This window comes from Cetobacterium sp. (assembly GCF_051658645.1).
Lineage (GTDB): Bacteria > Fusobacteriota > Fusobacteriia > Fusobacteriales > Fusobacteriaceae > Cetobacterium_A.
In genome coordinates this window covers 1-13,933 of sequence record NZ_JBOFMZ010000064.1, presented here as the reverse complement: position 1 = coordinate 13,933, position 13,933 = coordinate 1, and the positions used below count along the sequence as shown (strand labels likewise).

Below are 13,933 nucleotides of genomic sequence, written 5' to 3'. Positions count from 1 at the left end.
AAATTTTTTGTTTGTTTTACAAGCTTTTTTTATTTAAATAGTTCAAAAAAACTATTGACTATTATATAAAAACGGTGTAATAATTATGTTGTAATTAAAATACAACAATATCTAGGAGGGGTAAAATGAAAAACATATTAAAAAAACCAATGTTAGTATTTGCAGCAGGAATGCTACTATCAACAATGGCTTCAGCAAAAGCAACAGAGATTACACTTTGGGAACAGATGGAACCAGCAGTAAGACCAACTTATTTAAAAATAGTAGATGAGTTCATGAAAAAAAATCCAGATATAAAAGTAAATATAGTACATTACTCTAATGAAGATTTAAGAACACAGTTTCAAAATGCATCTTTAGCAGGACAGGGACCAGATATAGTTTATGGAGCAAATGATAATATCGGAATATTTACTGTTTCTGATTTAATAAAACCGATTGATAAAGTTGTATCAAAAGATTTGATGAAGCAGTTTAACGAAGGAGCTTTAAAAAGTGGTATGTATAACAATGAAGTTTACTTATTACCAGAATTTTTAGGAAATCAAATTGCCTTACTATATAATAAAAAAATAGTATCAAATGCACCGAAAAATTGGGATGATTTCTTAAAAACTGCAACTGCAAACACGGCTGTTGATCCGAAAGATAAAGCAAATTCAAAATATGGATTCTTATATAACGAAAAAGAACCATTCTGGTTTGTAGGATTCTATAATGGATTTGGTGGAGAAATATTTGATAGTAATAATAACCCAGCTTTGGATAATGAAGCTATGGTAAGTGCTTTAACATTTGCAAAAGATGTAAGAGCTAAATACAATTTAGGAGAAGCTGGAATGGATTATGACATAGCTTCTCAACTGTTTAAGCAAGGAAAAGCAGCAATGATATTAAATGGTGCTTGGTCTTGGAAAGAATATGAAGATGCAGGAATAGACTTAGGAGTAGTTCCAATGCCAATTCCTTCAAAACATGGTTATGCATTATTTACAAATGCATCTAAAGGGTATTCTTTATCAGAGAATACTTCAGATAAAAAAAACGAAGCATTAAATCAATTCTTCAATTATATATTTACACCTGAAGTTAATGCAGAGATAGCATTAAATCAATCTCAAGCTCCAGGAATTGAAGCAGCTAGAAACTTAGCTTCAGTGAAAAATGATAAATTGATGCAAAATTCAATTGAAACAATTAATTATACTGTTCCAATGCCAGTGGTTCCAGAAATGAGAGCTATATGGGATGCAATGAGACCAAATTTAGAAGCTGTAATAAATGGAAAAATGACTCCAGAAGAAGCAGCTAAGAAAATGCAAAAAGATGCAATAGATGGAATTAAGATAATTAAAGGTGAATAATCATAATAAAAAATAAGAGGTTGGAGAAATCCAACCTCTAAAATTAAAAGGAGATAAAAATTATGAGTGAAAAAGGAAGACTAGTAGGTAAAAATACACCATATTTGTTTATAGCACCAGCTTTTATAGTTATGGCAGTTATGGTATTCTATCCACTAGGATATGGGTTTTGGCTATCTTTAACTAATATGAGTTTAAGAACATTTAAAAATCCTGGATTTGTAGGATTACAAAACTATGTAAGAGTATTCCAAGACCCTGATGTTTTAATGACATTTGTTAAAACTATAATTTGGACTTTTGTAAATGTATTTTTCCATGTGACAATAGGATTGTTTTTAGCTGTTTTATTAAATAGAAAACTTCCAGGGAAATCTATACTAAGAGTATTTCTTATAATCCCGTGGGCTATGCCACAATATATTGCAGCTCTTACTTGGAAAGGTATGTTTAATCAAAATTTTGGAGCAATAAATTTAATTTTAGGATGGTTTGGAATTCAAAACTTACCTTGGTTAAGTGATCCAACTCTAACTTTCTATGCTGCTATAATAACAAATATATGGTTAGGATTTCCATTTATGATGATGATAACTTTAGGAGGATTACAATCTATACCAGCTGAATTATACGAAGCTGCTGATATTGATGGTGCTAGTCCTTGGAGCAAGTTTAAAGATATAACATTACCTTTATTGAAGCCAACATTGACACCTGCAATTATTCTAGGAACAATTTGGACATTCAATATGCTAAATATTATAATTATTTTAGCTGGTGGCTATGGAAACAAACAAACTCAGATACTAGTAACAGACGTTTATAGATTGGCATTTAACTTCTATAGATATGGATTTGCAGCAGCATACTCAGTACTGATATTTGCATTTTTATTAGTTTTCTCTATTATTTATGTAAAGAAAAGTAATATCTTTAAGGAGGAAATTAGATGATTGATAAAAGTACATATTTTGAAAAAAATGATAGTTGGAAAAAAATAATAGGAATATATACAATACTAATAATATTTTGTTTAATAACTATTTATCCATTACTAAATGTTTTATCGGTAGCTTTAAGACCTGGTGATCAACTTTTTTCAACAAGCTTAAGAATCATTCCAGAGGATGCTACTTTAGATAACTTTAGAAAAGCTATCTTTGAAACAGATTTATTAATCTGGTTAAAAAATTCATTAATTATCTCAATTTTAACAGCAATAATTGGTGTTTTTATATCAATAACAGCGGGGTATGCTTTCTCTAGATTCTCGTTTTGGGGAAGAAAAGTTGGAATGATGACATTCTTAGTAACTCAGATGTTCCCTGCGCCAATGTTATTACTTCCAATGTTTATAATTTTAGTAAAATTAAAATTAATGAATAGTTTTTTAGGATTATTAATTCCTTATGTAGCAGTTTCAGTTCCCTTCTCTGTATGGATGTTAAAGGGATATTTCGATACAATTCCAAAGTCTTTAGAAGAGAGTGCATATATTGATGGTTGCAAAGTATGGCAAGTTATGTATAAAATAGTATTGCCTATTTCAACTCCAGCACTTGCAATAACTAGTTTATTTTCTTTTATGACGGCGTGGTCAGAGTTTGTAATAGCAAGAATTATATTAACATCAGCAGATAAATTAACTTTACCAGTTGGATTAGTTAATCTTCAAGGTTCTTTTAGTGCAGAATGGGGAACATATTCAGCAGCAGCATTAATTACGAGCATACCAGTAGTTATACTATTTGTAAGCTTATCAAAATACCTTGTAGGTGGACTTACAGTTGGTGGTGTTAAAGAATAGGAGGAGAATTATTGGAAAGTGAAAAGATTTTAGAAAATTTAGAAAAAATAGGATTTGGTAGAAAGGAAGCAGAGGTTTTTTTAGAGCTTATAAAAAATCCTGGTGGAAATGGTTCACAGATAGCTAAAGCTTTAGGTTATCCAAGAACAACTGTTTATCAAAACTTAGATATCTTGCAAAAAAAAGGATATATAAACTCATATTTAGATAAAGAGATTACACTTTATGAAACTATGGATATAAACCAAATTTTTGAAGATTACAAAAAAGAAGTAAATAATGCTACAAACTTTTTAAAAGAGGAACTTAAAAAAGTAGAGGTAAGTGGAAAACAAAAACAATTTTATAACTTAAATTCTATTGAAGATATAAAAGATAAATTTAGAGCTGTATTAAAAAAAGCTGAAAAAATTGTTTATATAAATACAAACTTGGATTTATTTGAATTTGAAAAAGAGCTTAATAAATTAAAAGAAAAAGGAATAAGAGTCATATTATTTAGCTTTAATCATATCGAATACAAAAGCCTTGGAGTTGAAACATATATAAGAGATAGCTTTAACTTTAATATAACAGAATCAGAAAAAAGAATAATGGTTGCTGCGGATTGTTCTGCAGCAATTATAGGAAGTAATTATGAAGGTGAGTTCTGTGGAACTTATTCTGAAAATAAATTACTTGCAAATATAGTAACAGAGCATATAAAAAATGATATCCACTTAATGAAGTTAGAAGAAACATTTGGTAAAGATGTAAACAAAATAATAACTTTAGAATTTTAAAAAATTTTAAAATAGGAGATTTTTATTTATGAAAGTTTATGGTGAATGGAAAAAAGGAATCCACTTATATAAAAAAAAATGTTTGCCTTATCAAATCTTTAAACCAAATAAAACAGCCGAAAAAATACCTTTAGTTATTTTTTTACACGGATCTGGTGAAGCAGGAAATGATAACGAAAAACAAATGTATTTAGGAACTAACATTGGTCCACAATATTTTTCTAGTGTCAAAATTCAAAGTATTCAAAATTCTTATGTTTTATCCCCACAAACTGAATTAGGTATAAGGTGGGCTAGTTCAACTATTGATGAATATGATTTTGAAACTACACCTATAACACTATCTATGAGTGCTTTATTAGATCTTGTAGATAATTTAATTAAAACTTTAAATATTGATTTATCTAGAATATATATTGCTGGACTTTCTAGAGGTGGACAAGGAGTTTGGAATGCTGCTATGAATAGGCCTAATTTATTTGCTGCTCTTGTTCCTATTGCTGGTTCTGGAAGTCCAAAATCTATACATTTAATCAAACATATTCCTACCTGGATATTCCATGGAGATAACGATGAAATTACCTCAATTGACTTTTCTAAAAATATGTTTAATCTTTTAAAAGAAAAAAATAAAAATATCAATTTTACAATAATCAAATTTGGAAATCATGAATCAGCTTGGATAGAAGCTCATAAAAATTCAAAATTATGGAGATGGATGCTTTTACAAAAAAAGAATTAATATTTTAACAATAAAAAGAAAAAACCCAAGAAAATTAAGCTTTTTAAAGACAAAATTTCTTGGGTTGAACGTATTTTCAAAACTTTGAATTTTCATTTTTTTAAGATTAAATCTATGTGATCATCTTTATCTTCTATTTCTACTATACTAAAATCTGTAAATCCTATTAAGTCTACAACTCCTTCTTTTGTAAAGCATGTATGCCATTTCCCATTTTCTAAAAAGTCATCTTCTCCAGATCTAAGTGAAAGATAAATCAAACCTTTCTCAACTAAAATCTGATGAAACTTATTTAAAACATAGTATATATCTAAACGATCTAAATGAAACAAAGTGTCTAGGGCCCAAATACCTATAAAACGCTCTTTTTGCTTTAAATTATTCATTATTTTTACAACTTTTTCTTTTACAATTTCTTCATATATTTCATTTTGTCGTTTATTCTCTATTTTTAAATGCTCTATATTGTGTCCTTTTTCTAAAAAAAAGCTATCTACTAAATCTCCTTTTGGCTTTAGTGTTAAAACTTTTCCATGTTTCATTAATTTACTTTCAAACTTATTTAATTTTTGTAATTGTATAGTCGCCTCCATATAAGATTAACCGTTACTATCAATCTATAAAAATCTACAAATCGAATTTTTTATTTATAAAATTCTTTCTATAAATGAGCTTTATTTTTTCTATAGCTTCACGATATTTAAGCTCTTACAGTAACGGTTTGTCACCTCCCTAGATTTTTTATATTTTCGTGAAACTTGCTTTTTTAGTGAAAAAGTTTTTATGTACTTTTTTTCTCTTCTTTATCACAATTTCTAAGAGTCTACACTGAGAGTCCTAATAATTTTGAAAATTTATCTATCAAATATATTTTCACACACCTCAAACATATTACATACTATTATATACAATAAAATGTTTGTATTTCATTTTTTAAATTTTCGTTTTTTAAGAACAAATAATCCATTTTAAAAACATTAGCATAAAAAAATATCCCCAAGACTTATCTTGGAGATATAATATTTACTTCATATGATTGATAAGGGAATCTAATTCCTTCTGCATCAAACCTTTTCTTTACTGTTTCTTGAATATCTGAGTTTAAATCTTTAAAATTCTCTTTCAAAGTCCAAACTCTAACTATAAATTCTGCTGCACAAGCTGTTTCTTTTGAAAATTTTATAAATATATCTTTATTTTTTAATACTGACGGATGACTATTTAAAACATCGAACAAAACAGCTTTAACTTTATCTATAGAGCATTCTTTCTCTGTAAAGAATACAAAATCTGCTCGTCTTTCTGAATTTCCTGTTACCGTTGTTACAATAGCTGAAGAAAGTTTTCCATTTGGAACTATAATTTTTCTATTATCAACTGTATTTAAAGCTGTATATAAAAAATTTATTTTTTGAACTGAACCTTCTGCTCCACAAGATATTATAAAATCACCTTTTTTAAAGGGCTTTGATACCAAAATTTGAATTCCACCAGCTACATCTGACAAACTTCCCTTTAAAGCTAGCCCTACTCCTATACCTATAGATCCAAAGATTGTTAAAAGAGAAGCTATCTTTAATCCTAATATCTGAACTAAATTTAAAAAATAAAATACTATAACCAAAGTGTTTAATGTTGTTGATAAAAAACTTACTAGTAATTCATCAAAATTCTTTTTCCTCAAAATTTTCTTTAAAGACTTTATACTAAAACTTTTAATAGGTTTATAAGATATATATAATATAGCTAAATATATTATTTTCTTTAAAACTATTGGTGAATATTTAGCAAGTGATATTATAAACTCATTCAGCATATTCCCTAAAATATTTTCCATCAACTTTTTCCTCCAGGTATTGTTTCTTATAGTATTATACTATATTTATATAAAATTTTCTATATACAAAAAAAATAGAATAACTAATATCTTTTTTTCTTTTCTTTTCTTTAAAAATAGATTATTATATAAAGTAACAACAAATAAAAGGTGGTGGAATTCTTGGAAATAATAATTAAAAAGTTTGACGAACTTTCAACAGCTGAACTTTATGAAATTTTAAAAATTCGTTCTGAAGTTTTTATTGTAGAACAAAATTGCCCATACAATGATGTTGATGGAAAAGATTATAACTGTACACACATCATGATAAAAGAAAATGATGTTATTGCTGCTTATATAAGAACTATTCCAGCAGGTATATCTTATAATAGCAGTTCTTTTGGTAGAGTTCTTGTTCGAAAAGAATTTAGAAAAAGTAATTTAGGTCGAAAGATTGTTAAAGCTGCTATTGATTATCTTTTTAATGTTAAAAATCTTGATAGCATTACAATTGGTGGACAACATTATTTAGAAAGTTTTTATCACTCTTTTGGTTTCAAAACTATTTCTGATATTTATTTAGAAGATAATATTCCTCATATTGATATGCTTTTAAAAAAATAAAACCTCTATTTTCAGCAGAGGTTTTATTTTCTGTTCTTTTTATTTTTTCTAAATGTCTTAAACTCTCCATTCAATAACCAATTACAAGCCAGTGCTATTATCACTCCTATAATAGTTGTTGTTATTCTTTTTCCTGCCCAAAAATATGGATTTTTTCCATCCATATTTGTTACAATTCCTAAAAAAACTATACATGCTATTGTATTTGATGCTGGTTTTTTAAGTATATATGTGCATCCAAAAATAATTATAATCATAGACAATGCCATAATTAAGTTTCCCTTAAAATTACTAGGCTCTATTAGAGTAAAGTAAATTGCAAACAACCCTACTATTCCACCAAAAATAGTTCCTATAACTCTTTCAATTCCTACTTTTAAAGAATCTTTTATTGTTCCCTGCAAACAAGATACCGCTGCTGTTGCTGCATAAAATGGATTTATATTTAGCAAAATTTTTAGTAAAAAAACACACCAAAAAACAGAGATTGATATTCTCAAGCTTTTATTTAAAGTTTCGTCATATTCTTTACTCACCATAACTCCTTTAATTTTATATTTTCAATTTATTTTATTTAATATTTTAACATATTTTTAATAGAAAACAAAAATCAAAAGCTTAAAATATATAAAATAAGCAATTCATTGAAGATAAATTCTAATTTTCTTAGATTAAATATTATTTTTACATACTTAAAAAAATCATTTAAAACTTTTTTAGATGATAAAATTTATTTAAAGAACATTAATTTAAAAATAAAATTGACTTTTTTATTTTTATAGAGTATATATTTAAATGTAACCAGTTACATCCTTAATTTTGTTCAACTAAAGACATTTTTTTCGTAAAAATATAATGGGTTACATAATATTTGTAGGAGACTAATATGAATATAAAAGAGATTGCGAAGTTGGCAAATGTATCTGTTGCAACTGTTTCAAGAGTTATAAATAACGATTCAAAGGTTGCAATTACTACAAAAGAAAAAGTCGTAGCTATTATGAAACAATTTAATTACTCTCCAAATTCACATGCTATCAGATTAAGCAAAGGAGTTTCTGATCAAATAGTTGGTCTTATTGTTCCTGATATTGGAAATATTCTTTTTTCTGAAATGGTAGAGGTTATTTCTAATTGTGCTGAGAAAGAAAAAATAACTATTTTACTTTGTAATACAAATGGAGAGTACGAAAAAGAAAAAAAATTTACCGAACTTTTAATTGATTATAGGGTAAAAGGAGTTATATACATTCCTGGAAAATATGAAAATAGCAACTGCTATAAATTTTTAGAAGAATTAGAAGCACGTAATATCCCACTTGTTTTTCTAGATAGAGAAATTAAAAACCTTAACTTTGATGGTGTTTTCTTAGATAACTATACAACTAGTTATCATTTGACAAAAGAACTTTTAAAAAAAGAATCTAAAAAAATTCATTTCATATCTGGAAATTTAAATATTAGTTCTGGACAAGAAAGATTTCTAGGTTTTAAAAAAGCACTCTTGGATTTTGATGCGACTTCTATAGATTGTGAAATAAGTTATGGAGATTTTAAATTTGAAAGTGGATATAAGTTAGGTGAAACCATTTTAAAAAATCACAAAGACAAAGAATTAACCATATATATCGCTAACAATGCTATGGCTCTAGGATTTTTAAAAGCTTACAAAAAATATTCTTGGAACTTTGAAAAAATGGCAATAGGAGTTTTTGGAACTTCAGATGTTTTAGATATGTTATTAGATGAAGAAAATCATATAACTTGTAAAGTTCCAAATAAAGATATTGCAAAAAAATCATTTCAAATATTATTTCAGAAAATAAATAATCCCGCTCAAAAAAATAAAAAACGAAAAAAAATACTATATAACTCAATCATAATGAACAGACTAAACAACAAGTAATTTTATATGGAGAGTGAGTTAATTGTCAAACGAAGGTATTGTTTTTAATATTCAACGTTTTACACTTCATGATGGTCCTGGAATTCGAACAGAATTTTTTTTGAAAGGTTGCCCATTGAGATGTGATTGGTGTGGTAATCCTGAAAGTTTAAAAAACTATATACAACCAGGTGTATTCACTAACAAGTGTATTTCAGAAGAAAAATGTGGTGGTTGTAAAGAGGTTTGTCCTGATAAAAATATGCTAAACTTTAAAGATGGCAAACTATTATCAATAGATAATACCAAGTGTACAAACTGTTTAAAATGTGTTAAAGAATGTCCTGCTGATGCAATTAAACAGTGGGGAAAATTAATGTCAGTAGATGAATGTATGAAAGAAGCATTAAAAGACAAAGGCTTTTATGATCGTTCTAATGGAGGAATTACAGTTTCAGGTGGAGATCCTATTCTTCAAAGTAACTTTGTAACAGAACTTTTTAAACGTTGCAAAGATGAAGAGATACACACCTGCTTTGAATCAACTTTTTATAGTGAATGGAAAGATGTTGAAAAGATATTACCCTATACAGATCTTATCATTTCAGATTTAAAACATATGAATAGTGTGATACATAAAAAATATACTGGTGTAGATAATTATAAAATTCTTAAAAACTTAAAAAAAATAACAGAACAAAGAAAAGAGCTTATTTTAAGAATTCCTATCATTCCAAATATTAACGATGATATGGAAAACATAAGAGCAACAGCAGATTATATAATAACCGAGCTCAACAATCGTGTTAGAACACTACAACTTTTAAGTTTTATGCATTTAGGAGAAGAAAAATATCATTCATTAGGAATACCTTACAAAATGAAAAATGTAAAAATAGATAGAGAAGCATTTCAAAAAAACATAGCTAAAATAGCAATTTATTTTAATAGTCGAGGTATCAATTGTTTAGTCGGAACAAAAGAAAAAGTTTCATAAAAATACATTAAAAGGAGAAAAAATGAATATTAATTCTATTGTATTTAATAAGAATCACAAAGAAAAACATACTCTTGCTCAAGGAACTGAAGCTTTTGATAAAACTTATAGTCTTGGCTATAAAGTTAATCACGAAGATTGGTCTCCATTTAAAAGAGTTAACAAATTAAGACAAACATTTTTAGATAGACCTTATGATATCGACGTAGAAAGATTAAGATTAGTAACAGAAGCATATAAAAAATTTGAAACATCTCCAAGAAAAATGCAGTGTGCATATGCTTTTGAAAATATCCTAATGAATACAACAATATATATCTATGATGACGATTTAATTTTAGGAGAGATTGCAGCACCTGCAAAGGCATCACCTATATATCCTGAATTTTCAGTAGACTGGATTATTGATGAAATATTAAATTCTCCATTTGAAGAACGTTCAAACGACCAATTTTACATAAGAAACTCTGAAGAAAAAAAAGAAATTCTAGAACTTTGTAAATATTGGAAAGGTAAAACATCTAACGAACTTATAACTGCTAGACTTGATAAAGAACAAAAGATAGGATCTCATATAGGAGAAAAAATATTTCAAACAAACAACTACCATTTTGCAGGTATAGGCCATTTCGCAATGGATTACAATAAACTAATGACTTTAGGATATGATGGAACTATTGCTCAAGCAAAAAAATATTTAGAAAAACTTTCTAAAAAAGATCCTGAATATGGTTCTAAAAGAGATTATTACAACGCTACAATCATAATGCTAGAAGCTTCTAAAAAATATATTCTTCGATATGCTCAACTCGCAGAAGAAAAAGCTTCAATTGAAAAAAACCAAAAAAGAAAAGAAGAACTCCAAGTTATGGCAGCTAACTGTAACGTTATTGCTGGTGGAACTCCAAAAACTTTCTGGCAAGCCTTACAACTATTTAATTTTGCAACAACAATGATACAAATAGAAGGAAATGGTCATTCAATTTCTTATGGACGTATGGACCAATGGTTATTCCCATTCTATGATAAAGATATAAAAAATAAAAACCTAACTAAAGAATTTGCTTTAGAGCTTATTGAGGTTCAATATGTAAAAATGAATAACCCAACAAAATTAAAAGACAAAGGAACTGTTAAAGTAAGAAATGGACGTGGATTTGGTGGTGAAAGCTTAACTATTGGTGGCATTGATAAGCATGGCAACGATGCAACTAATGATTTAACTTTGCTTATGCTAGAAGGATCCGTTCATACGCGTATGATGAATCCATGGGTATGTGTTCGTATGCATGAAAATACACCTTATGAATTAAAAATTAAAACAGTAGAATGTATTAGAGCAGGTTATGGCCATCCAAAAATATTCAATGATAAACCTGCAATTAAAGGTATGCTAAGTAAAGGTATGACTCTTGAAGAAGCAAGGGATTACTGTGTTGTAGGATGTGTAGAACCATCTGTTCCTGGAAAAGAATTTGGCTGGTTGGATTCTGGATATGTAAACACCGCTAAAATGATGGAAATGGTATTGAATGGTGGTAGTACTTTAGATGGTAAAAAAATAGGACCAAACACTGGAAGCTTAGAAACTTATAAAAGTTTTGAAGAGGTTTTAGAAAGTGTTGATAAACAATTCCAATATTGGACAGATCAATTGTGTAGTTGTTTAAACATAACCGACGAAATACATAGAATGGTTAAGCCAACTCCGTATGTCTCTGCTTTCTTTGAAGGATGTATTGAATCTGGTAAAGATATGACAGAAGGTGGGGCTAAATATAACGGAACCGCACCTCAAGGAGCTGGTATTGCAACTTGTGCTGATTCATTAGCTACAATAAAAAAACTTATGTTTGATAACAAATCTCATACAGGAGCTGAATTACTTAGAGCAGTTAAAGATAATTGGGAAGGGCATGAAAAACTTTATGCTCTTGTAAATAGCTCAAAAATTCCTCACTATGGAAATGATGATGATTATGCTGATGATTTATTCAAATATATGTTCGAATGCTACTGTAAACATATCGCAGGAAGAGATAATCCTAGAGGTGGAAAGTTCAGCCCTGGAGTCTTTACAGTTAATGCAAATGTAGGAATGGGACTTTATACTAATGCATCTTTAGATGGACGTAAAAATATAGAGCCTATCTCTGATAACATGGGACCTGTTCATACTGCAGGAGGAGCTCATGACATTTCAGGCCCTACTGCAATTGTAAATTCAGTTTCTAAAGTAAATCATAGCCTTGCTAGCAATGGAACTCTTTTAAATTTAAGATTCCCAGAAGAAGCCGTAGCAGGTTTAGAGGGTAGAGATATTTTAATCAGTTTTATAGATGAATATATTTCTAAACAAGGAATGCATGTTCAATTTAATGTAATGAGCGCTGAAACTATGAGAGCAGCACAGACTAATCCTAAAGACTACACAGATATGTTAGTACGTGTTGCAGGATACAGTGCTTATTTTGTAGAGTTAGGAAAATCGTTACAAGATGATTTGATTCAACGTACAGAATTACGTTTTTAATTGATATACTAAAATAACTCTTGGAGGAAAAAAATGAAAGACTTTACTTTTAAAATACCACAAAATATCGAGTTTGGATTTGGAAGTTTAAAAAAACTTCCTGGAATATTAAAGGAAAACAACTCAAATCATGTTTTCTTAATTTCAGATCGTGGATTAGAAAAATTAGGTGTTGTAAAAAAAATTGAAGATATAATAAAATCTGGTGGAATTAATTTTACAACTTACTTAGAAGTTACTCCAAATCCGACAGTATCAATCGTAGAAGAAGCTACTGCTCTTTATAAAAAGTGTGGCGCTACTAGCATTGTAGCTTTCGGCGGAGGAAGTCCTATTGATGTTGCTAAAGCTGTTGGAGTATTAGCTAATTATGGAGGTAAAATAACAGATTACGAAGGTAATCATAAAGTCCCTGGACCAATTGTTCCAATGATTGCAATTCCTACAACTGCTGGGACCGGAAGTGAAGTGACAGCTTCATCTGTAATTACAGATGAAGATAGAAACTATAAATTCTCAGTATTTAGTTACGAAACTCTTCCTAAATATGCTATCTTAGATCCTGAATTGATTATAACAGCTCCAGCTTCAATAGCTGCTGCTTGTGGTATTGATGCTCTAATACATGCAATCGAAGCTTACATTTCTTTAAACGCATCCCCTTTCTCTGATGCAATGGCTGAAAAAGGAATGGAGTTAATAGGTAAAAACATTCGTAGATTTGTAGCTAATAGAGCTGACAAAGAAGCCGCTGCAGCTATGATGACTGGATGTAACTTTGCTGGAATTTCATTTGCTTGGGCTAGACTTGGTAATGTTCACGCTATGAGCCACCCCGTTAGTGCTTTCTTTAACGTTTCACACGGTATAGCCAACTCCATTCTTCTTCCCACAGTTATGGAGTATAATGCCCTTGCTGACAATGGACGTTATGAAATCATTTACAACTACATTCGTGAAGATAAAGGAGTAATTAATAATTTCAAACCTGAAATACTTATAGAAGAATTAAAAAAATTAAATAACGATTTAAAAATTCCTAAATCACTTTCTGAGGTAGGAGTAACAGAAGATATGATTCCAGAAATGGCAAAAGATGCTATGAAGAGTGGAAACATTCTAGCAAATCCAAGACAAACAAATATAAATGATATTATTGACCTTTATAAAAAAGCTTTATAATATAAAAAATAGCAGCTCAAAAATAACTGAGCTGCTTTTCTTTTCCCTTCATAACGTTTTATAATATCAGTATGAATAAAAATACTAAACCTTTAAAATATATTTTTGAAAATCATTTCCATCAAACTTGGAATAATATTAAACATAAATTCCCTAAAAATCTTCACTCTTCTATCTGGAATAACGTTTCCAAATTTT

General features: G+C 28.7%; 13 protein-coding genes. 10 read left to right on the top strand and 3 right to left on the bottom strand.

Features of this window, described 5'->3' with window-relative positions; all coding sequences use genetic code 11:
• The first annotated feature begins 125 nt into the window (after positions 1-125).
• The 5 genes from ACRCZX_RS07730 (at position 126) to ACRCZX_RS07710 (ending at position 4,695) form a co-directional block, all read left to right on the top strand.
• Entirely contained in the window at positions 126-1,364 is a 1,239-nt protein-coding gene (locus ACRCZX_RS07730; protein WP_438582349.1) for an extracellular solute-binding protein, read from the top strand.
• Between the two features lie 62 nt (positions 1,365-1,426).
• The gene (locus ACRCZX_RS07725) at positions 1,427-2,317 is read left to right on the top strand and encodes a carbohydrate ABC transporter permease (protein WP_438582348.1); all 891 of its coding nucleotides are present in this window, start codon (positions 1,427-1,429) and stop codon (positions 2,315-2,317) included.
• A complete protein-coding gene (locus ACRCZX_RS07720; protein WP_438582347.1) occupies positions 2,314-3,171 on the top strand; it encodes a sugar ABC transporter permease in 858 nt (285 codons plus the stop codon). Before ACRCZX_RS07725 ends, ACRCZX_RS07720 begins: the two co-directional genes overlap by 4 nt.
• An 11-nt stretch (positions 3,172-3,182) precedes the next feature.
• Positions 3,183-3,953, top strand: coding sequence for a TrmB family transcriptional regulator (locus ACRCZX_RS07715; RefSeq protein ID WP_438582346.1), 771 nt, complete (start codon positions 3,183-3,185; stop codon positions 3,951-3,953).
• 28 nt (positions 3,954-3,981) lie between these two features.
• Positions 3,982-4,695 (top strand): prolyl oligopeptidase family serine peptidase, encoded by a 714-nt coding sequence (locus tag ACRCZX_RS07710; RefSeq protein WP_438582345.1) that lies wholly within the window; start codon positions 3,982-3,984, stop codon positions 4,693-4,695.
• A gap of 92 nt (positions 4,696-4,787) precedes the next feature.
• Here ACRCZX_RS07710 and ACRCZX_RS07705 read toward each other — a convergent pair whose 3' ends face one another.
• Together ACRCZX_RS07705 and ACRCZX_RS07700 are read right to left on the bottom strand one after the other, a co-directional pair.
• Positions 4,788-5,288, bottom strand: a complete 501-nt coding sequence (locus ACRCZX_RS07705; protein WP_438582344.1) for a hypothetical protein — start codon at positions 5,286-5,288, stop codon at positions 4,788-4,790.
• A 410-nt stretch (positions 5,289-5,698) separates the two neighbouring features.
• Positions 5,699-6,532, bottom strand: coding sequence for a mechanosensitive ion channel family protein (locus tag ACRCZX_RS07700; RefSeq protein WP_438582343.1), 834 nt, complete (start codon positions 6,530-6,532; stop codon positions 5,699-5,701).
• A gap of 162 nt (positions 6,533-6,694) precedes the next feature.
• On the opposite strand from ACRCZX_RS07700, the gene ACRCZX_RS07695 reads away from it, so the two are divergent.
• Positions 6,695-7,138, top strand: coding sequence for a GNAT family N-acetyltransferase (locus tag ACRCZX_RS07695; protein WP_438582342.1), 444 nt, complete (start codon positions 6,695-6,697; stop codon positions 7,136-7,138).
• 23 nt (positions 7,139-7,161) lie between these two features.
• On the opposite strand, the gene ACRCZX_RS07690 is transcribed toward ACRCZX_RS07695, so the two are convergent.
• Entirely contained in the window at positions 7,162-7,674 is a 513-nt protein-coding gene (locus ACRCZX_RS07690; protein ID WP_438582341.1) for an FUSC family protein, read from the bottom strand.
• Between the two features lie 350 nt (positions 7,675-8,024).
• Here ACRCZX_RS07690 and ACRCZX_RS07685 point away from each other — a divergent pair, with 350 nt between their 5' ends.
• From ACRCZX_RS07685 to ACRCZX_RS07670, 4 genes are read left to right on the top strand one after another with little or no spacing between them, the layout of a single operon-like run.
• Positions 8,025-9,044, top strand: a complete 1,020-nt coding sequence (locus ACRCZX_RS07685; protein WP_438582340.1) for a LacI family DNA-binding transcriptional regulator — start codon at positions 8,025-8,027, stop codon at positions 9,042-9,044.
• A 22-nt stretch (positions 9,045-9,066) separates the two neighbouring features.
• Complete coding sequence (gene hpfH / locus ACRCZX_RS07680) at positions 9,067-10,020, top strand: (2S)-3-sulfopropanediol dehydratase activating enzyme (RefSeq protein WP_438582339.1); 954 nt, start codon at positions 9,067-9,069, stop codon at positions 10,018-10,020.
• Positions 10,021-10,042: 22 nt separating this feature from the next.
• On the top strand, positions 10,043-12,553 hold the full coding sequence (hpfG, locus tag ACRCZX_RS07675; RefSeq protein WP_438582338.1) for a (2S)-3-sulfopropanediol dehydratase: 2,511 nt from the start codon (positions 10,043-10,045) through the stop codon (positions 12,551-12,553).
• Positions 12,554-12,586: 33 nt separating this feature from the next.
• On the top strand, positions 12,587-13,735 hold the full coding sequence (locus ACRCZX_RS07670) for an iron-containing alcohol dehydrogenase (protein ID WP_438582337.1): 1,149 nt from the start codon (positions 12,587-12,589) through the stop codon (positions 13,733-13,735).
• Positions 13,736-13,933 lie beyond the last annotated feature (198 nt).